Origin of the sequence: Corynebacterium sp. KPL4015, assembly GCF_040225725.1 — a bacterium.
GTDB classification, from domain to species: domain Bacteria; phylum Actinomycetota; class Actinomycetes; order Mycobacteriales; family Mycobacteriaceae; genus Corynebacterium; species Corynebacterium rhinophilum.
On sequence record NZ_JBEHGF010000001.1, the window covers coordinates 119,265 to 138,541 of the forward strand.

General features: G+C 62.7%; 23 protein-coding genes. 9 read left to right on the forward strand and 14 right to left on the reverse strand.

The genetic code is table 11. The features are described 5' to 3' along the window. Positions 1-96 precede the first annotated feature (96 nt). The gene (locus ABRP64_RS00540; protein WP_349865050.1) at positions 97-843 is read right to left on the reverse strand and encodes a hypothetical protein; all 747 of its coding nucleotides are present in this window, start codon (positions 841-843) and stop codon (positions 97-99) included. 123 nt (positions 844-966) lie between these two features. On the opposite strand from ABRP64_RS00540, the gene ABRP64_RS00545 reads away from it, so the two are divergent. Further along, entirely contained in the window at positions 967-2,097 is a 1,131-nt protein-coding gene (locus tag ABRP64_RS00545; RefSeq protein WP_284782512.1) for an Mrp/NBP35 family ATP-binding protein, read from the forward strand. 12 nt (positions 2,098-2,109) lie between these two features. Here ABRP64_RS00545 and ABRP64_RS00550 read toward each other — a convergent pair whose 3' ends face one another. From ABRP64_RS00550 to sigE, 3 genes are all read right to left on the reverse strand, one after another. Next, positions 2,110-2,631: a twin-arginine translocase TatA/TatE family subunit gene (locus ABRP64_RS00550; protein ID WP_284769894.1), complete on the reverse strand. Its 522-nt coding sequence runs from the start codon at positions 2,629-2,631 to the stop codon at positions 2,110-2,112. A gap of 21 nt (positions 2,632-2,652) precedes the next feature. Next, a complete protein-coding gene (locus ABRP64_RS00555) occupies positions 2,653-3,108 on the reverse strand; it encodes an anti-sigma factor family protein (protein WP_284769895.1) in 456 nt (151 codons plus the stop codon). An 87-nt stretch (positions 3,109-3,195) separates the two neighbouring features. Then, positions 3,196-3,825, reverse strand: a complete 630-nt coding sequence (gene sigE / locus ABRP64_RS00560) for an RNA polymerase sigma factor SigE (RefSeq protein ID WP_239267874.1) — start codon at positions 3,823-3,825, stop codon at positions 3,196-3,198. A 151-nt stretch (positions 3,826-3,976) separates the two neighbouring features. On the opposite strand from sigE, the gene ABRP64_RS00565 reads away from it, so the two are divergent. Both ABRP64_RS00565 and ABRP64_RS00570 read left to right on the forward strand, forming a co-directional pair. Beyond that, positions 3,977-4,624, forward strand: coding sequence for an O-methyltransferase (locus tag ABRP64_RS00565; RefSeq protein WP_023028631.1), 648 nt, complete (start codon positions 3,977-3,979; stop codon positions 4,622-4,624). A gap of 205 nt (positions 4,625-4,829) precedes the next feature. Continuing rightward, a complete protein-coding gene (locus ABRP64_RS00570) occupies positions 4,830-6,272 on the forward strand; it encodes a GH32 C-terminal domain-containing protein (RefSeq protein ID WP_349865052.1) in 1,443 nt (480 codons plus the stop codon). A 541-nt stretch (positions 6,273-6,813) separates the two neighbouring features. On the opposite strand, the gene ABRP64_RS00575 is transcribed toward ABRP64_RS00570, so the two are convergent. From ABRP64_RS00575 to dapE, 7 genes are read right to left on the reverse strand one after another with little or no spacing between them, the layout of a single operon-like run. After that, positions 6,814-7,683, reverse strand: coding sequence for a methyltransferase domain-containing protein (locus ABRP64_RS00575; RefSeq protein WP_349865054.1), 870 nt, complete (start codon positions 7,681-7,683; stop codon positions 6,814-6,816). A gap of 9 nt (positions 7,684-7,692) precedes the next feature. Continuing rightward, positions 7,693-7,860: a DUF3117 domain-containing protein gene (locus tag ABRP64_RS00580; protein ID WP_005280113.1), complete on the reverse strand. Its 168-nt coding sequence runs from the start codon at positions 7,858-7,860 to the stop codon at positions 7,693-7,695. Positions 7,861-7,871: 11 nt separating this feature from the next. Then, complete coding sequence (locus ABRP64_RS00585; protein ID WP_284782508.1) at positions 7,872-8,177, reverse strand: DivIVA domain-containing protein; 306 nt, start codon at positions 8,175-8,177, stop codon at positions 7,872-7,874. A gap of 3 nt (positions 8,178-8,180) precedes the next feature. Further along, entirely contained in the window at positions 8,181-8,903 is a 723-nt protein-coding gene (locus ABRP64_RS00590) for a glucosyl-3-phosphoglycerate synthase (protein ID WP_349865056.1), read from the reverse strand. Continuing rightward, positions 8,900-9,712 (reverse strand): dihydropteroate synthase, encoded by an 813-nt coding sequence (gene folP / locus ABRP64_RS00595; RefSeq protein WP_349865091.1) that lies wholly within the window; start codon positions 9,710-9,712, stop codon positions 8,900-8,902. The genes ABRP64_RS00590 and folP overlap by 4 nt, the downstream gene beginning before the upstream one ends. Positions 9,713-9,726: 14 nt before the next feature. Beyond that, positions 9,727-10,491, reverse strand: coding sequence for an LOG family protein (locus ABRP64_RS00600; protein WP_284769902.1), 765 nt, complete (start codon positions 10,489-10,491; stop codon positions 9,727-9,729). Between the two features lie 2 nt (positions 10,492-10,493). Beyond that, a complete protein-coding gene (dapE, locus tag ABRP64_RS00605) occupies positions 10,494-11,582 on the reverse strand; it encodes a succinyl-diaminopimelate desuccinylase (protein ID WP_284769903.1) in 1,089 nt (362 codons plus the stop codon). An 88-nt stretch (positions 11,583-11,670) separates the two neighbouring features. Between dapE and ABRP64_RS00610 the strand changes: the two genes are divergently transcribed. The 5 genes from ABRP64_RS00610 to ABRP64_RS00630 all read left to right on the forward strand — a co-directional run bounded on the left by ABRP64_RS00610 (position 11,671) and on the right by ABRP64_RS00630 (position 16,990). Next, entirely contained in the window at positions 11,671-13,029 is a 1,359-nt protein-coding gene (locus tag ABRP64_RS00610) for an amino acid permease (protein ID WP_284769904.1), read from the forward strand. A 17-nt stretch (positions 13,030-13,046) separates the two neighbouring features. Beyond that, positions 13,047-14,018, forward strand: a complete 972-nt coding sequence (gene dapD, locus ABRP64_RS00615; protein ID WP_284769905.1) for a 2,3,4,5-tetrahydropyridine-2,6-dicarboxylate N-succinyltransferase — start codon at positions 13,047-13,049, stop codon at positions 14,016-14,018. 101 nt (positions 14,019-14,119) lie between these two features. Further along, complete coding sequence (locus ABRP64_RS00620) at positions 14,120-15,451, forward strand: amino acid permease (protein ID WP_349838315.1); 1,332 nt, start codon at positions 14,120-14,122, stop codon at positions 15,449-15,451. Positions 15,452-15,869: 418 nt separating this feature from the next. After that, the gene (locus ABRP64_RS00625) at positions 15,870-16,715 is read left to right on the forward strand and encodes a type IV toxin-antitoxin system AbiEi family antitoxin domain-containing protein (RefSeq protein WP_284769907.1); all 846 of its coding nucleotides are present in this window, start codon (positions 15,870-15,872) and stop codon (positions 16,713-16,715) included. 83 nt (positions 16,716-16,798) lie between these two features. Then, positions 16,799-16,990, forward strand: coding sequence for a helix-turn-helix transcriptional regulator (locus tag ABRP64_RS00630; protein WP_284782607.1), 192 nt, complete (start codon positions 16,799-16,801; stop codon positions 16,988-16,990). Here the strand turns inward: ABRP64_RS00630 and ABRP64_RS00635 are convergent. Further along, a complete protein-coding gene (locus ABRP64_RS00635) occupies positions 16,943-17,224 on the reverse strand; it encodes a hypothetical protein (RefSeq protein WP_284782501.1) in 282 nt (93 codons plus the stop codon). The two genes, ABRP64_RS00630 and ABRP64_RS00635, sit on opposite strands and share 48 nt — an antisense overlap. Here ABRP64_RS00635 and ABRP64_RS00640 point away from each other — a divergent pair. After that, positions 17,213-17,461, forward strand: a complete 249-nt coding sequence (locus tag ABRP64_RS00640; protein ID WP_296090904.1) for a hypothetical protein — start codon at positions 17,213-17,215, stop codon at positions 17,459-17,461. The two genes, ABRP64_RS00635 and ABRP64_RS00640, sit on opposite strands and share 12 nt — an antisense overlap. Before the next feature lie 427 nt (positions 17,462-17,888). Here the strand turns inward: ABRP64_RS00640 and ABRP64_RS00645 are convergent, their stop codons facing one another. Both ABRP64_RS00645 and ABRP64_RS00650 read right to left on the reverse strand, forming a co-directional pair. Continuing rightward, complete coding sequence (locus tag ABRP64_RS00645) at positions 17,889-18,449, reverse strand: GtrA family protein (RefSeq protein ID WP_005280100.1); 561 nt, start codon at positions 18,447-18,449, stop codon at positions 17,889-17,891. A 29-nt stretch (positions 18,450-18,478) separates the two neighbouring features. Further along, positions 18,479-19,267 carry a pseudouridine synthase gene (locus ABRP64_RS00650; protein WP_349865093.1) on the reverse strand — a complete coding sequence of 263 codons (789 nt, stop codon included), beginning with the start codon at positions 19,265-19,267 and terminating at the stop codon, positions 18,479-18,481. Between the last annotated feature and the right edge of the window lie 10 nt (positions 19,268-19,277).

Below are 19,277 nucleotides of genomic sequence, written 5' to 3' on the forward strand. Positions count from 1 at the left end.
CCCTTCGCGATCACGAAGAGGCCGAACGCACGCTAAAGCGCGCCTGCCGGTGAGCGCGAAGGGCGGGCGGTGGGTAGAACGGACCGCACCAAAAGCTTAAGAACTGCTCAGATCCGAGCCGCCGGAGGAGCCGGAATCGCTTTCTTCATTGACAATGTCCATTCCGGAAGCTTCCATCCATTCGTGGACGACCTTCTTCAGCTCTTCGCCATCCTCTAGCGCCTCCACCATGTCAGAGATATCTTTTTGCGTGATGAATTTGGTGACCGCGGCGACGGATTTTTCCTCTTCGCGGTCAAAGAGGCTATCGCTATAGATGACCACGAAGTTTTCTGGCAGCTCTGGTTGCGCATCCTCACAACCGTGAGCACCGGAGGGCTCGACTGTGGCAAGTTGAGTGGGCAAGGTAGACATGAGTGCAATATGGGTGCGTGCTAGGAAGTCCTCCCCACCCGGCTCACTGTCTTCTTCTGCCTTTTTATATTCCGCCGAGATATCGCGCGCCTCACTGGGATTAAAATGGCTTAAAAAGCTGCCGGTGCAGCCGACGTAAAAGTTGCCTTCTGGGTTCAGGGAACTGCCCTTGCCTCCATGTGTTTTGAAGGTTTCTTCTTTCTTCAGCTCGGCTATGCGTCCTTCCTCCAAGAGCGACTGCCGGAATACCTCGCCTAAGATGAGCTGATCTGTTTCTGCAGGGTCAACGACGATCTGCACCTGTTCCGGTTCGGATTGTGCCGCAGCGGGGCTGGTCTCGACCTTGTCGGAGCAGCCAGCAAGCAGCGCAGCGCCTACCACCGCGGTAACAGTAGCGCGGGCATATCGACGGGCGGGGCTGCGCTTCACTGAGGGTGCTCCTTCTAATTTTTCTAGTTCACCGATACAAACGGATGGATTTAAACGTCCCACAGAGTCTACCGTGCAGGCGTGTTTACCTGAGGTAGCGCCGTGACTAAGATGGCAAGAGTTATGTCTAGCTCTATTACCGAATCAGCCGTACGCGAGGCTCTTTCCCACGTACAGGATCCAGAAATCGGCCGCCCCATCACCGAACTCAATATGGTGAAATCGGTCGATATCGAAGGAAACGACGTCACCGTTGGCATTTATCTGACCATCGCGGGCTGCCCCATGAAGTCCACCATCGAGACCAATACCCGTGCCGCGGTCGAGGATATCGACGGCGTTGGCAAGGTCACCGTGACCATGGACGCGATGAGCGATGAGCAACGCCGCGAGCTGAAGCAAAAGCTACGCGGCGGCAAGGCCGAACCCGAGATTCCCTTTGCGAAGCCCGATTCGACGACCCGCGTATTTGCGGTGGCGTCGGGTAAGGGTGGCGTCGGCAAGTCCTCGATGACCGTCAACCTTGCCGCAGCGCTGGTGGATAAGGGCCTGAAGGTCGGCATTGTCGATGCCGATATTTACGGCCACTCCGTGCCCAGCCTGCTCGGCTCAACCGACGGCCCCACCGTGCTTGATGATGAAATGCTGCTGCCCCCCATCTCCCACGGCATTAAGCACATCTCGATTGGGCAGTTCGTGGAGGGTAACGCGCCCGTCGTCTGGCGCGGGCCCATGCTCCACCGCGCGCTGCAGCAGTTCTTGGCGGACGTATTCTGGGGCGACCTCGATGTCCTCCTCCTCGACCTGCCTCCGGGTACCGGCGATGTAGCGCTGTCCGTTGCGCAGCTCATCCCGAATGCGGAGCTGCTCATCGTCACCACGCCGCAGGCCGCTGCAGCAGAGGTAGCCGAGCGCGCCGGTTCCATCTCCCAACAAACGCGCCAGCGCGTGGCCGGCGTGATTGAGAACATGAGCGCCATGGTCATGCCGGATGGCTCCACCATGGATGTCTTTGGTGAAGGCGGCGGCCAGATCGTCGCAGACCGCCTCGGCGTCATCCTGGGCCACGAGGTGCCGCTGCTGGCGTCCGTACCGCTGGATCCGTCACTGCGCTCGAATAGCGACGCCGGCACACCCATCGTGCTCGAAGCACCCGACTCCCCTGCCGCAAAGGAAATCAGGGCAGTTGCTGATAAGCTCGCCATCCGCTCCGATTCCCTCGTGGGCAAGAGCCTCAACTTGGGCGTGAACTAAGAGCGCGTTGTATTAGGTAACGTCGCTCCACTCAGAGCCGCCGCCGGTGGAATCTTCCCCACCGCGCTGCGGCTTTTGTTGTTGCTGGGGCGGCTGCTGGGTGGTTTCGGTGGTATCGCCATATACCTCGGCATAGTTAAAGGTGGGCCGGGCGGGGCCATTGTTGTCCTGCGCGCGCTGTTCGGGTTCTTTCGGCGCGGTGCCGGATTTAATGTCTTCGGCCATCTTCTGGGGATTGAAGTCGTCCCAGGCGGAATCGTCGCCATCGAAAAGCGCCTTGGTAATAGCACCCTTCGGGCCTAACCGCGTCCACTGTGCAGCTTGGTTGAGCGGGCCACGGATATCGTCGAATTCCGCGGAGATGGACCCCATCTCGCCGTTGAGCTCGGCCTTCGCATTATTGATGGCCTTGCGGGCGGCGTAGATGGCCGCGCGCACGTCCTTGATGACTTCCGGCATGCGCTCCGGGCCGATGATGACGATGCCGAGGAGGACAATGACAATAATCTCGGGCCAGCCAATGGAAGAAAACACGGTTAAATCCTCGCCCTCCGTTTAGTTCTGTCCGCGCTGATTGTGTTTAATCGCGCGTACCACCGTCTCGACTTTATCCAGGAAATCCTGCTCCGGCCGGTGCGCCGGGGTCGACGCATCGGGGCCCGGGGCCACGCCTTCCGTAGCCATTCCCGCCAGCTTGGCCAATAAGGACTGCGGGGCCTTCACCGCGGAATCATCGCTGCAGTGACGCACCCACTCAGAGGCATGGCGCTGGTGGTGCACGTCGGCGCGGCATTCCGCGCAGTGGACCAGGTGGATGCGCACGCGGTGCATGGCTTTGGGCTCCATCTCCCCGTCCACGAAGGCAACGACGGCCTCTGGGCCGAGGTGGCCGATGGAATCGCTGCGCCGCGCCCGCGCCTTTGCCTTATCCCGGGCCTTCGCCTGCGCGGGGGTAAAGTCGCCCCGCACGCTGAGCCTGGAGAGGGTGCGGCGTCCGCGCAGTGAGTCCATCGACACCCCTCCTCACGTTCATGCCACAGCCGGATTACTCACACTTAATCCCCCCTGCCACGCGGCAGGGGAGCTAACGATTCGATTCTAGCGCGTGCGCAACAAGATGCGCGCTTCCGCATTGGTCTGTGCCTCTTTTTCCAGCGCCGCACGCAGTTGGGAGCGGCCGCGGTGGATGCGTGAGCGCACCGTGCCCATCTTCACGCCGAGGGTTTCGGCGATTTCGTCATAGCTCATGCCTTCGATATCACACAGAACCACGGCGACACGGAAATCCGGCGCCAGGCTATCCAGCGCGGACTGCAGCACGGGATCCAGGTTGGCCACGGTATAGGCCTGCTCCGGGGTCATATCCGTACCCGGAACGCGCTCATAATCCTCAGGTAGGGACTCCATGCGGATCTTGGAGCGGTGGCGCACCATATCCAAAAAGAGGTTCGTGGTGATGCGGTGCAGCCAGCCGCCAAAGGTACCCGGTTGGTACTTATCCAAAGAGCGGAAGACACGCATAAAGGTCTCTTGGGTGAGATCCTCGGCATCCTGCTGGTCACCGGATAAACGGTAGGCCAAGCGGTACACGCCATCGGCGTGCTCTGCCACCAATTCGGCCCACGAAGGCATCGTGGCTTCCCCAGCATCGAACGCCGCGGTACCGGTCAACTCCACGTTCGCATCGGTGGAGGCAACGGACTCGGCATCGCGCTTCGTTTCTGTCATGGGTGTCATTTTTCTATACTCAGCGCGGAAACTCCAGCTGCTGCGCTGATAATATCCTGTGAGTCCGTCACATACTTCCCACAGACCACAATTTCGCTGGCTAGGCGCGTTTTTGCCACCCTTTCGCGCAACTTTACCTATTGTCTTAATCGTGACTACTACCGCATATGACGCACTGCGCTCCTATATCGATTCCACCAGTGAGCCTTCGGCGGCTCTCCGCGGCGCCCGCGACCACGCCGAGGAATACGGCCTGCCCGTCCCGGATGAATCCACCGGTCAGCTTCTCACCACGCTGACGGCAACCTCCTCCGGTGTGGTAGACCGCCCCCAGGCCGTGGCGATTACCCCTGCCGCCTCCGTCGTCGGTCTCTACCTGTTCGCGGGCATGCCAGACAACGGCATCCTCACGTGCATCGACCCTGAGGCCGAGCACCAGCGCAGCGCCAAGGCCGCCTTCCGCGAGGCAGGCTACGCCCCCACCCGCGGCCGCTTTCTCCCCTCGCGCCCCCTCGACGTGCTCGGGCGCCTGGCCACCGAGGCCTACCAGGTCATTTACGCGGACGTCGCCGCCCTCGACCTCCCCGCCCTCATCAAGGCGGCCTGGCCCCTGCTGCACCAGCACGGCACGCTCGTGCTTGCCAATGCGCTTCTCGATGGCACCGTCGCCGACACCTCCCGCACCGACCGCGATACCGCCGCCGCGCGCGAGGCCGATGAATACCTCCGCGAACTCGAAGGCGCCACCGTGACCCGGCTCCCACTGGGTTCGGGGCTGACATTGGTAACGAAGCTTTAAAGGGGGCATCGGCAAGCGAGGGCCCTGCACGCGCTAAAAGATATCCGTATTCTGGGTGTACATGACAGCCGGACACTGCCCCATAAAGTCCTCGCCCGCGCACGGCGGCGAAACCACCGCGTGGCAGGTCAACGAGTTTCCTCCCTGGCGTGGCTGCCACCCCAACCCAAGCTTGAACCCGCACCTAATTTAAGAGAGGAATGCCGTGACGACTCACCGCCCCGAACTCCACTTCATCCCCGATGCCGGCATCCTAGATGCACCCGCCGGTGTCCTTCGCGATGGCGATACGTGGCACATGTTCTATCAATATCGCCCCACTTCCGATGCCCCCGCCCGCTGGGGACACACCTATTCGGAGGAAGCGCCGTTTAACTGGCTGGACTGCGATGATGTCCTCGCACCCGTCGGCGGTGAGCTCGCCCTCCGCGCGGGTTCCGTGGCCCAGGGTGAGGACGCTACCAACCTCTATTTCACCTCCGTGACCGCGACCGGCACCTCCATTCGCCTCGCGCGCTTTTCCTGCATCGACGATGTCTGCGAGGTGTCCGATGACTCCTCGGCCCTCGACCCCAACGTCGTTCGCTTCGGCGAGGTGGCCGGCAATACCACCGACCACACTCGGTTCCGCTCGCCCTCCGTCGTGCCCGATTGGGCCACCGATGACCGCGAAGACGGCCACAAGGGCTGGCTCATGTTGGCGCTTTCTGGCCGCACCGAAACCCCGCAGCCGGTCATTCTAGAAAGCCATGACGGCATCTCATGGTCCCTGCGCGGCAGCCTTACCTTTGAGGGCGACCCTGGCTTCCTGGACGGCGAAGTGCCTGCCAATTCCCCTATTCCCCCAGTGGTTTCCCCGCGCATCGTGCGCCTGCGCGATGAAGTCGACGAAGAGATCTACGACGTACTCTTTGTCACCCTCGAGCGCGACGGCCGCGATGTTTCCGGCTACCTCGTGGGTCAGCTGGAAGACACCACCTTCACGGTGGTTTCCGGATTCCGCCGCGTGGACTTCGGCCACGATTTCTCCCGCCCGCGCAATACGAATGCCACCGCAGGCACGATCCCTGAAGAAAACCGCTACGAGCGCGCCGTCATCCTCGGCCTTCTCAACGGCAATGGCCGCGGCGACGACGCCACCCAACACGCCTCTTGGGATGCCGAAGGCTGGTCGAATGCCCTCTCCCTGCCGCGCCAGGTCACGCTCGAGGGCGGCGTCTTGTACCAGGCACCGGCCACCGGCCTGCCCGAGGCGGTCAAGCTTTCGGATTACGCGCGCTCCTGGACCGGCGTCATGGAGGTTCCCACCGGCTCCAGCGTCACCATCACCCTTCTCGATGGCAACGGCGACCCCGCCGCCACCATCTGCCACTCCGGCGAGGAAATCAGCCTCGATCGTTCCATGAACAAGGCCTTCGACCACTTCTTCGCTGATTCCGCTCCCGCCACAGCCACGCTTGCCGATGGCGACTCCGACACCCTCACCATCATCCAAGACGGCTCCACGGTAGAGGTATTCGTCGACGGCGGCCTCATCGCCATGGCCTCCCGCGTCTATTTCGACGGCGGCTGCTCCGGCATGGATGTCGAAACCACCGGCGACGCAGTCATCGAACAAGACTGGCAACGCTCCGGCTCCAAGCTCTAATACTGCAGCCCTCCTACCCGGCCACCCGCCTCTCGGCCCCCGCCTTTCTGCCCAAGCCTGTCGCCACGCGCCTTTCGGCCCCGCCCTTCGCGCTCACCGGCGAGGCGTCGCGACATCGGCAAGCAGCTCCCCGTGAGCGCCAAGGGAGGCAACGGTGACTGGCCTATTCCACCCCCGCCCTTCGCGCTCACCGGCGAGCGACTCCGGCTATCAGAATGTGCTTGCCGTGAGCGCGAAGGGCGGGTATTCCTTCCATCTGACCCAGGACCGACCGCACGGGTCAAAAGATGCCGTCCTTAGCCGCATTCTGCATCCTCGTTTTCCGTCAGCCACCGCCCTGCCGATGCCACCAGCCCTTCGCGCTCACGGGCAAGGTGGAGGGGCATCGGCAAGCTGTTCCTCGTGAGCGCCAAGGGAGGGTACGGTGACTGGCCGATTCCACACCCGTCCTTCGCGCTCACCGGAAGCGAAAAAAGAACCGCCCCGCGCGCTGCTGGTGAGCGCGAAGGGCGGTACAGGTTGCCGCGAGGCAGGTGTGCGATTAGGAAACGGCGCGGAGGCGGTCCAGACGGGCGCGGGCGGTGACCGTCAGCGTGGGAGGAAGGGCGGCCATGCGCTCGGCGAGCTCGTCGGCGCTGATGTGGCGAGCGGACGGGCTCATTCCTACCTGTGCGGCGATGGCCGCTTTGTCCAACTGGATGGGGAAGGAAATATCAACCGGATCGGCGGCTTGCTCGAGGTGGCCTTCCGCCTGCTCATACATGCGCTCGACCTTGCCCTCTTCCACGCCAAGGATGCCGAGGGGTTCGCGCAGCTCATCGAGGTGCCCGGCGCCTGGGGTCAGGACGATGACCTGGCCGCCGGGGGCGAGGACGCGCTGGAACTCGGCTGGGTTGCGCGGTGCGAAGACGACGGAAATGGCGTCGATGGATTCATCGCGGATGGGAAGTTGCTGCCAGACATCGGCAACCACGGCGCCCACGCGCGGGTGGCACTTGGCCAGGTGCTTGGCTGCGTGCGGGGAAATATCGAGTCCGACGCCGCGCGCGCCGTCGATGGAATCAAGCGTGTGGGCTAGATAGTAGCCGGTTCCGGCGCCGACCTCGAGGAGCGAAGCGGGCGTAGATGCAGACAGCGAACTAGCGTCGAGCGCGTCTTGCACCGCGCCGGTCACAGACTCGACAAAGGGCGCGAAATGGCCGGTGGCTAGGTACGCTTCGCGGGCGTTGACCATGTCCATGTCATCGCCCTTGTGCTTGAGGCCAGCACCGGCCACTAAGGTCACATACCCTTGCTTGGCCACATCAAAGGAATGGCCGGACTCCGAAACGAGGCGGGAAAAATCATCGGCGCCGGAAAGCGCCGTGCCGTCGTTTGGATCGGCCAGAATATCGACGATATGAGAAAGCATGTATCCAGACTAGCTAGAAACCTCGGTCAACAAAGAACCGAGCTCCGCGGCCTCTTCTTTGTTCAGCTCGATAACGATGCGCCCGCCGCCGTCAGAAGGGATGCGCATGACGATCTTGCGGGATTCCACCACCGCTTCCATTTCGCCGCCAGTGGTACGTGGCTTCATTGCTGCCATAGTAGGGCTCCTTAACTATCTTCGTTTCTATCCAGCTTAGTCCCTTTTTGCCCGCTTTTCCGCGCAGCCGCTAATTCTTGCTCAAGTTGCGCGAGCAGATCATCGACCTGATCCTGGCGGTACCCGCGCGGGACGACCTCGAATTGCACGTCCTCAAAACGGCCCTGAGCTGCGGCGGCGCGGTTATTTTCCAGCACCTTCTGCGGCTCATCGGGCGGGTCCATCACGGTCCCGGGCCCAAATATCGAGCCCCACAGCCACGTTCCGATCACAATGAACGCAATGAGCACCACGATGAGCACAATCCAGGACAGCATGGCTTAAATCCTACCTAGCAGCGGCGGGCGCTGAGCAATTGGCGCTCCCACCCCGGCGCGCGAGAGCAGCGTGCGCGCCACGATATCCGCCATCGGTGCCAGCTCATGAAGCGGCCGGTTGCGGTGGACTCGTGTGCCTAGGTCGACTTCTGTCAGCCCGCCGCGCTTGCCGATGTCCACCAGCAGCCCCGCTTCCACCCCATAACCTTCCACAAAAGGCACCTCTAGCGCGGCTGTGCGGCGGATCGCGTACTCGCCGCCCAAGGGCTGATCGATGTGGGCTAGCTCTGGGAAGAACTGCCGGATGAGTGGCTTTGCGGTGAGTTCGGTCACGCGCCCGCCGCCGGTGGGTTGGCCGTTGAGGCTGCGGCGATAGCGGGCCTTGACCATGTTTACGCGGGGATCCTCAAAGGGCGCCGCGAGTGCTGTGACCATGCCGGGCGCAGCGGATTCTAGGTCGGCGTCGATAAAGACGATGATGTCCCCGCGCGCGGCGGCGACCCCGCGCCAGAGGGATTCGCCCTTGCCGGGGCGCGGCGGTTCGGGCAGGATATCGCGCCAGTTGCGCACATCGGCGCCGGCTGCGCGCGCGACTGCGGCGGTGTCGTCGGTGGAGTCGGCGTCGATGACGAGCACTTCGAGGGGGTCACCGGCAAGGCAGGCGCGGATAACGCCGGCCACGGTGGATTCCTCGTTGAGCGCAGGGATGATGACGGAAACGCTCATGCGAGCCCGCGGGTGGTGTCAAGGGGCGCGGCCGTGCCCTGGATGGCGGCAGTCATGCGGATGGCGTCGACAGTCTCAGCAACCTCGTGGACGCGGAAGGCGGCCACCCCGTGCGCTGCGGCCCAGGCTGTGGCGGCGAGCGTTCCGGCAACGCGGTCTCCTACCCCGCGCGCGAGGGTCTCACCCACGAAGTCCTTATTGGATAGCGCCATAAGCACGGGCCAGCCGGTGTCGACGATCTCGTCGATGCGCCGCAAGAGTTCAAGGCCGTGATAGGTGTTTTTGCCAAAGTCGTGCGTGGGATCGATGAAGGTGAGCTCTTCCGGGCAGCCAAGCCCCGCGGCTTTTTCCGCCAAGGCGGTGGTCTCAGCAATGACGTCAGCGACGACATCATCAAAGTGCACGCGGTGCGGGCGGGTGCGCGGGGTAATCCCGCCGGTATGCGAGCACACGTAGCCCACACGGTAGTGGCCGGCGACCTCGATAAGCTGCGGATCCCACCCGGCCCAGGTGTCATTGACCAGCCCCGCCCCGGCGGCGATGGCGGCCTCGGCGACCTCGCTGCGCCAAGTGTCGACGGAAATAAGTACCTCCGGGTGGCGCTCGTGCACGCGGGCGATGGTGGGCACGACGCGGTCGATTTCTTCCGCGCTATCCACTTCCTCGCCCGGTCCGGCCTTGACTCCGCCGATATCGATGATGGAGGCTCCCGCCACAATGGCCTCATCGCAGCGCTTGAGGGCGGGGTCCATGTCAAAGGTGGCCCCCTTGTCATAAAAGGAATCCGGGGTGCGATTGACTATCGCCATCACGCGCGCGAGGCTCAACGCGGCTCCCTAATGCGTTTATCGCTCATCACCTTGTGACGCTCGATGATATGGGCGACGGCCTCATCGGGGTCATCGGTAAGCAGGAAAAGGCCTTGGTCGTCTTCGTTGATATACCCACCGGCGGCGAGGGTATTTTTAATCCATTCCAGCAGGCCAGACCAGTACTCTGTACCCATGAGCACGATGGGATAGTTAGTGACCTTACCGGTTTGAACCATGCAGAGAACCTCGAAGAACTCATCCATGGTGCCCATGCCGCCGGGCAGGCAGACGAAGGCCTGGGAGTACTTCAAGAACATGGTCTTGCGGGCGAAGAAGTAGCGGAAGTTCAGGCCCAAGTCCACGTACTTATTGAGGCCCTGCTCGTGCGGCAATTCGATGCCGAGTCCCACCGAGAGGCCATCGCCCTCGTGCGCACCCTTATTCGCCGCCTCCATGATGCCGGGGCCGCCGCCGGTGATGACGGCGTAGGCGCATTCAGCGAGCTTGCGGCCGAGTTCTTCGGCCATCTGATAGCTCGCATCCTCAGGCTTGGTGCGCGCGGAGCCAAAAACCGTCACTGCCTTGGGCAGCTTAGCCAGCGCATCAAAGCCGGCGACGAATTCGCCTTGGATGCGCAGCACGCGCCACGGATCGGCGTGCTGCCACTCGTGGTCCGCGCCGGATTCCAGCAGGCGCTGGTCAAAGGTGGAGCCTTGTTCTCCCTCGCTGCGCAGCAAGAGCGGGCCGCGCAGGGTACGCATGTGGTCAGGGGTCATTTTTATCCCTTTAAGTAATTAAGCAGTGCGGTAGAAACTTCAGTGATTTGCGCCGTGGGCACCTGCTCGTCCTTCTTATGCGCAAAGCCAGGATCGCCGGCACCGAAATTTACGGCGGGAATGCCTATCTCAGCAAAGCGCGAGACATCGGTCCAGCCGAACTTGGCGCGGACGTTGCCGCCGACGGCATCGACAAGCGCGCGTGCCGCAGGCTGCCCCAGGCCAGGCAGGGCGGCACCGGCGATGTCATCGATCTCTATGGTGACGTCCTCATGCTTGCCGATGACCCCCTTCATGTACTCCAACGCCTCCTCCGTACTGCGGTCCGGGGCGAAGCGGAAGTTGACGAACATCCATGCCTCGTCCGGCAAGGTATTGGTGGCCACGCCGGCCTCCAGGTGGACGATGTTCAGGCCCTCGCGGTAGGTGCAGCCATCGATGGTGACCTCGCGCGGCTCGTAGTCCGCAATGCGGGTCATGACGGGGGCGAGCTTGTGCGCGGCGTTGGAGCCGAGCCACGCGCGGGCCGAGTGCGCGCGGGTGCCATGCGCCGTCACGCGCAGACGAATCGTGCCTTGGCAACCGGCCTCGACCATGGCGCCGGAGGGCTCACCGAGGAGCGCAAAATCGCCCTGCAACCACTCGGGGTGATCCTTTTGCAAGTGGCCCAGCCCATTAAATTCAGTGGATACCTCTTCGCCCTCATAAGCAATGACGGTCAAATCATGCTGGAGTTCTTCCGATTCATGCAGGTGAGCAAAGGCGTTGAGGTATACTGCCATGCCGGATTTCATGTCCACGGTGCCGCAGCCGAACATGATCTCGCCACCATCTTCGGCGGTGTCCATGCGATGCGGTACGTTATCTGCCAATGGAACGGTATCGATGTGGCCTGCAAGAATCACGCGGGAATCCATCCCGCGGTTCGTGCGCGCACACACGGTATTGCCAAAGCGGGCGACCTCCACGTCTAGACCACGCAGGGCTTCTTCCACCGCATCCGCGATGGCCTCCTCGTGGTGGGAGGGGCTTGGGATATCGACGAGCGCCTTGGTCACTTCAATGGGGTCGGCATATAGATCTAAAGTCACAAGCCGCCATGGTAGCGCCCCGCTGGGTCCGTTGCATTGTGTAATGTTCACTTCACTGTAAAAAATAACCTCTCACAAGGTGGTAATTATGGCCGAAGCCACACAATTGAAATCGCGACACCTCACCATGATGGGCCTTGGCTCCGCGGTGGGTGCCGGTCTCTTCTTGGGCGTCGGATTGGGAATCCAAATCTCCGGCACCTCGGTGCTCATTTCTTATGCCGTCGCCGGCGTCCTCATCGCGCTCATCATGTGGATGCTCGGGGAAATCGCTGCGGCCCGCCCTTCCCTGGGTTCTTTTTCCACCTACGCCGGCCAGGCCTTCGGCCACTGGGCGCGCTTTACGATGGGCTGGATCTACTGGTTCATGCTCATCATGGTCATGGGCGCCGAAATCACCGGCGCCGCCGCGATCATCGGCAGCTGGTTCGATATCGCCCCGTGGATTCCCGCGCTCATCGCGGTGGCCTTCTTCGCCGTGGTGAACTTCGCCGCAGTGCGCGGTTTCGGTGAATTCGAGTTCTGGTTTGCCATCATCAAGGTCGCCGTCATCATCGCCTTCCTCGTTGTCGGCATCCTCATGGCACTCGGCATCCTGCCCGGCATGGATCTCTCCCGCGCTGGAACCAACTTCACCGATAACTTCCTGCCCAATGGCATGCCCGGCTTCGCAGCGGGCCTGCTGGCCGTGGCCTTCGCCTTCGGTGGAATCGAGCTGGTGACCATCGCCGCCGCCGAGTCCGAGGATCCAGCCCGCAACGTGGCAACCGCGGTGCGCGCCATCATCGTGCGCATCATGATCTTCTACATCGGCTCCATCGTGGTCATCACCATGGCCTTGCCGTTTAGCCAGATCCAAGATGCCGACGCCGCCGCCAATTCACCGTTCACCTTGGTGCTCGAGGCCGCCAAGATTCCTTTCGCCGCCGGCTTCATGGAGGCCATCATCGCGCTGGCCCTCCTGTCCGCCTTCAACGCGCAGATCTACGCCACCTCTCGCCTGGTCTTCGACATGGCCAAGGACCACTGCGCGCCAAAGTTCTTCCTCAAGACCAACCACTCCGGCTCCCCCATCAACGCCGTCATCTTGTCCATGATCTTCGCCTTCGCCTCGGTGGGCCTCCAGTTCTGGAACCCGCCGGGACTGCTGGCCTTCCTCTTCAACGCCGTCGGCGGCTGCCTCTTGGTGGTGTGGACCTTCATCGTCGCCTCCTTCCTCAAGCTGCACCCGCAGTTGAAGGCGAACGGCGAGCTCACGGACATCCGCGTGCCCGGCTACCCCTGGCTACCGTGGGCGACCGCCACCGCGCTGGCCGCGCTGACCATCTTCATGCTCTTTGACCCCTCCGCCCGCAACCAAGTCATCGCCGTCATCATCCTCTTTGCCGCGCTCGTCGCCTTGTCCTTCGTGGTTCCCGCGGACAAGCGCGAACAAGTTCGGCAGTAATTGCTAAGCTAGCCACCATGACTTCTGCATCCGCACGTGGCCTGGCAACCATTACCCACGACGGCACCGTCTTGGACGTTTGGTTCCCAGCAGTTCATACCGATAAGCAAGTAGAGACCACCGGCACGACGCGTCTGGAGGAGACTCCGCAGCAGTTCTCCGCCCTCGTCGGCCCCGATGAAGAGCGCGGCGTGGCTCGCGTGGCGGTGGAAACCACCATCGCTGACCTCGACGAGGCACCTACCGATACCTACAACGCCTACCTGCGCCTCCATCTGCTCTCCCACCGTGAGGTAAAACCGCACGGCCTCAACATGGACGGCATCTTCCGCCACCTCAACAACGTGGTCTGGACCAACTACGGCCCCTGCGCCGTCTCCGATTTCCAGATGGTGCGCGGCCGCCTCGCCTCCCGCGGCCCCGTCGTGGTCTACTCCGTGGATAAGTTCCCCCGCATGGTGGACTACGTTGTCCCCTCCGGTGTGCGCATCGGTGATGCCGATCGCGTCCGCTTGGGCGCCCACCTGGCAGAGGGCACCACGGTCATGCACGAGGGCTTCGTCAATTTCAACGCCGGCACCCTGGGCGCTTCCATGGTGGAAGGCCGCATTTCCGCGGGCGTCGTCGTGGGCGATGGCTCCGATATTGGCGGCGGCGCCTCCATCATGGGCACCCTGTCCGGCGGCGGCAAGGAAGTTATTTCCATCGGCGAGCGCTGCCTGCTCGGCGCTAACTCGGGCATCGGCATTTCGCTTGGCGATGACGCCGTTGTCGAAGCCGGCCTCTACGTCACCGCCGGTACCAAGGTCGCCGTCTTTGGCAAGGTGGCCGAGGCCCTGGGCGTCAGCAATGGCGAGGCAGTTAAGGGCTCCCAGCTCTCCGGCGCCTCCGGCCTGCTGCTGCGCCGCAATTCCGTCTCCGGTGCTGTCGAAGCCGTGGAGTGGAATGCCGAGGCCGTCGCACTGAACGAGGACCTCCACAAGAACTAACGCCACCCCAATTCCGGCGCCCCGCGGCCGAGAAATACCATGGAGAAGTGTCTGATAACTCTTCTACCCTTGGTTCTGGCCTGAAGGTCCGCCACCTGACCATGATGGGGCTTGGCTCTACCATTGGCGCCGGTCTCTTCCTCGGCACGGGCGTAGGCATTTCCGCCGCCGGCCCAGCGGTAATCATCGCCTACGCGATCGCCGGATTCCTCGCCATCCTCGTGATGCAAATGCTTGGGGAGATGGGAACGGTCATCCCCGCCTCCGGCTCCTTTTCCGAATACGCCGAACACGGCATCGGCCGCTGGGCAGGTTTTACCCAAGGGTGGATTTACTGGTGCGCCACTGTCGCCGTCCTCGGCGCCGAAATCACCGGCGCCGCAGGTTTCATCGGCTCGTGGTTCGACGTGCCGCCCTGGATACCCGCCGCCATCTGCGTCGCCGTCTTCGGCCTCGTCAACCTGCTGCGCGTGCGCACCTTCGGCGAATTTGAGTACTGGTTCGCTCTCATCAAGGTCGTCGTCATCATCGCCTTCCTCATCATCGGCGCCCTCCTCATCTTCGGCCTCCTGCCGGGCCACACTTTCGTGGGCACATCCGTCTTCCTTGCCGATGGCTTCATGCCCAACGGCCTCGGCGGCGTCGCCGCCGGCCTGCTCGCCGTAGCCTTCGCTTTCGGCGGCATCGAGGTCGTCGCCATCGCGTCCGCCGAATCCGAAGATCCCGAAAAATCCCTGGTCAACGCCGTGCGCTCCACCATCTTGCGGATCTCCGTGTTCTACCTGGGCTCCGTCCTGGTCATCACGTTCCTGCTTCCCTATTCCAGCCTGGACGCCGCCTCCACCGCCGCCGAATCGCCGTTCACCATGGTCCTCGACCGCGCCGGCATTCCCGGTGCCGCCGGCATCATGGAGGTCATCATCGTCCTCGCGCTGCTATCCGCTTTCAACGCGCAAATCTTCGCCTCCTCCCGCATGATGCACTCGCTCGCCTCCCGCGGCGAGGCCCCGCGCATCTTCGCCGCCACCAATACCGAGGGTGTGCCCACCACCGCCATCGCCCTATCCGTCACACTTTCCGTGCTCATGGTCGTCCTCAACTACGCCGATACCGGCTGGTTGCTCACCTTCATGCTCAACGCCGCCGGCGCCTCCCTGCTCATCGTGTGGGTCTTCATCGCCGTCAGCCAGCTGCGCCTACGCCGCCAACTCGAGGCCCTGCATCCACTCCCCATCCGCATGTGGGCCTTCCCCTATCTCACTTGGTTCGCCCTTGCCCTCTTCGCGGCCATCGCGGTGCTCATGCTTACCGATGCCACCGCCCGCACCCAACTCCTCTCCGCCGCCGCCATGTTCGCGGTGCTCGCCATCGCGGGTGTGCTCAATTCCAAGGCTCGCGGCATCGACCCGACCTCCACGCTCCCTCTGACCTAGCGGCCACTCCCTGCCTCCGGCCCTCACGCCCTACACCTCACATCCAGCCCACCGTGCCTGCCGCCCCATTACCCCGCCCTTCGCGCTCACCAGCACTGGGCGGGGTACGGCGTTTTCACCTCCCGGTGAGCGCGACGGGTGTGGGGCCGACCTCCGCGCTCACGGGGAGGCGAAATGGGCATCGGAAAGCGGAAGCGGTGAGCGTGAAGGGGGCTGGCCGGCACACTCACTCCTCGCGCTCACCAGGGGCCGCTTAAGGGCACAGACCTGGCCGCCGGTGAGCGCTAAGGGAGGGTGGAAGGAGGTTATCCACAGAGCGGCGAGGAAAAGAGAGCGCGAGACCTCAAAATAGGCGGGTTATCCACAGGCTGTCGGACCCCGTCTGGACGAGGAGGCGGCCGCTTTTTAAATTGAAGCCATGGGGGCATGGACGACTGCGCAGTTGCGCGAGCAGGGGCTGGGCAAGGACGCGATTCGGCGGCGAGTGCGCGCGGGCAAGCTGTACCGCGTGCACCGGGGGATTTATACCGACGAGTGGTCGCCGTTGGCGGTGGCGAAGGCGCTGGTGCATGGGCTGAGCCGTATCCATTTTACGGGGAAGACCGCGCAGGAGATTCACCTTGACCGGCCGCTGACCTTTCCACTGGAAGCGGAGGGGCCGCGGACGCTGCGTGGCAAGAATTTCCGCGTCTCGCATTCCCGGCTCAAGGCAACGAGCCTGGTCAAGGGGCTGCCGGTGGTGCAGGTTCTGTGGGCTGCTCGCAAGATTGCTAGGGCCTGTGGCCCGCTGCTGGAAGAGTTTTACCGCGGTGAAAAGGGGCCCGGCCGGCTGGAGCGGGACCGCAAACGAATGGGCCGGACACCGCGCGCGTTGAAGGAGACGATGCGGCTCTCGGCCATCGGCGCGGATAGCCCACCGGAGCGCAAGGTGAGCCGTGCCCTGCGCACCGAAGGCATTTTCCCTGTTCATAACGCCCACGTGTGCGGATACCGCTTCGATCTTTTAATGGGCAAGCTCATCGTGGAGATCGACGGCTGGACCTACCACAGCCACAGCCTCGCGTTTCAGGCAGACCGCTCCAAACAGAACGCCGCGACCGCGCATGGGTACACGGTTTTGCGCTTTACTGCCGATGACGTCAGGCACCACCTTGACCAAGTCATCCTGCTTATCAAAGCCACCCGTGACCTGCTCAAAGGCCGCAAGCCACAGCTTCCCATGTCCGCCACCCAGCCATATTGGCGCTGGCATCTATGCGTCTAACCCTTGCCATAATGTCAAGTTTACTTTATATTAAGTCATGTAAACACGACAAGAGAGGTGATGATGTGGCCGGACAACCCAACATGGTCCGCAAGTGGCGGCGCTGGCGCGAATGGTCGCAAGGCGAACTAGCAGAGCGCGTCGGCGTCTCCCGGCAAACTATCGCAAATATCGAACGCGGCAACTACTCCCCGTCCGTGCACCTCGCATTGGACATCTGCCACGAACTAGATAAAACAGTCGAAGAAATCTTTGGAGCTGAACAACATGTTTAACGCCATCGCCAACATATCCCTCAACCACATCGAGCGCGCCTCCACCGACGAGTTCGAACGCGACATCCTCACCAAGGCCTCCGCCATCACCCTTACCCAAGCACCTTCCTCGAGCTCATCGTCGCCGCCATCCTCGCCTGGTCCCTCCCCGGCCACCTCAGCCTCCTCGCACTCCTCGCCATTGTCCCCTCCATCGCCGGCACGTCCCTCAGCGCCGCCTGGATGCGCAGGCACATCGCCACCCCAACGGTCCGCTCCAATTGGACCTTAACCGCCCTCTACCTCATCCCGATGTTCCTCTGCTTCTCCGGCATCGCCTACCACACCTACGCGCTTTCCGATGCCCCCGCTGCTCCCTACCTCATCGGCGCCACCGTAGGTACCTTCACGGTCATCCTCATCTCCCCTGCGCTCCGACGGAAGCAAAACCGCCGCGACCAGTCCCGCCTCGACGCCACCCTCGAGGACTAGTACCTCACCTCCACCACCCGCCTTCAGGCACACCCCACCACCCGCCCTTCGCGCTCACCGCGGACGGCGGGTGGCGTTCGTTTACTACTCCCCGTGAGCGCGAAGGGGTCCCAGCGACAACGGCGCCCCGCCTCCCCGCCCTTGCCGCTCACCGGGAGGAAGTTTCGCCGCCGGCAACCATTGCCGGTGAGCGCGAAAGGCGCAGCCTCCTTTGCCGCTCACCGAGCAGGCATGGCGTCGATGAAAACTATCCCAGCGTGAGCGCGAAGGGATGGGTGTCGCACATACACTTGCTTGGCGACGTCCCTCCCCGCCCTTGCCGCTCACCGGCGGCATAAAAAGACCCCAGCAGCCCACGCTGGTGAGCGCGAAGGGCGGGGCCGGGGTGGCGAAACGAGCCGGGCTAGGCCGAGCTAGGAGCGGGTAGTTAAACCGGCGCTACCTCGTCGACGACGACGGGTTTATTCGGCTTGGAGCGGAACGTCCAGAGCTTGTTGATAATGAAGTTGATGGGCATCGCAACGACAATGGAAATGGCCTGCGCCCAATAGGACTTGGTGCGCAATCCGGTGGAGTTATCGAAGACATCGGTTGGTAGGCCCACGGGCGAGTTCGGATTCATGAGCAGCGTCAGGATGACCTGGCTAACGATAAACGCCCCGATTCCAGCCAAAAGGAACGGGAAGAAACCGCGAATCCAGGACACCTTGGACACGGTCCGGAAGGTCCACATGCGGTTGAGCTGGTAGTTCCAGGTATTGGCTACGAGGAAGGAGATGGTGGCAAAGACGTGGTACCAGCGGATATGGAATGCAGAACCGAAGAGGTTCATGAAGGGGTCCTCGGCAAAAATATCCGCCGCGCCAAAGAGCTTCTGCGCGAGAAAATAAACGAAGAGGTTGACCGCGGTTCCCGAGCCGCCGACAAGACCGAACTTAAGGAATTGCCCAAAATTGGACGCAAAGCGCGCAACGCTGAGGTCTGCCATGGGCCGCCTTTCTTGCCGGAGATTAGTAATTACCTGATTGTAGTTCCTAAGCCACGCGAACTGAAAAACTGACGCTCCGAATGTGATGAAGGATCTATAAAAGATATAGTTTCGTGCAGCAAGTAAAGCGGGCGGGAGAAGTCATAGAGGTCGAGCGGGCGCGGCGCGGGATATGTGTCATCGCCGATGAGCGGATGCCCAAGATAATTCAGCAACACCCGCAGCTGGTGCGTATGCCCGGTCCGCGGCCACATGGTTACCTCCCGCCCCGCAGCGCGCACATACGTCGAGGTAGGCGTGCCATTATCGGCCACGAGCACCTGCCTGCTGCCCCGCGGCTTGTGCATAGGCAGCCTGATTTCCTCATCACAGAAAAGCGGCTGCTTGACGATGCCCCTATACCTCTTCACCGCCCTCCCTCCCAGGAAAATGCGCTGGTAGGCGGCCCGCGTGGCGGGATTGCGCGAGCAGATGACAAGGCCGGCGGTCAGGCGGTCGAGGCGGTGAAGCGGCACGATATCGTCTTCGCCGAAGTCTACGCGCAGGCGGGTTTGCAGGGTTTCGCGCTGCAAGCGGCCATTCGTAGTGGTGGGAAGAAAGTGTGGTTTATCGGCAACAATGATGTCTTCATCCGCGTGGACTACGCAGTAGTCAAAGGGAATCGGCTCCTCCGGCGGGACGGAGGGGTGGTACCACGCGGGAACGGGCCTGGGAAGAGCCGCACCGGCGGGAAGAAGCGTTCCCTCTGGAAAGGGCGAATCGCCCGCGCGGGCGGCCCAGTACTCGCCCTCGCGCGGAACGCGTTCGTGCAAGACCACCTTGCGGGGA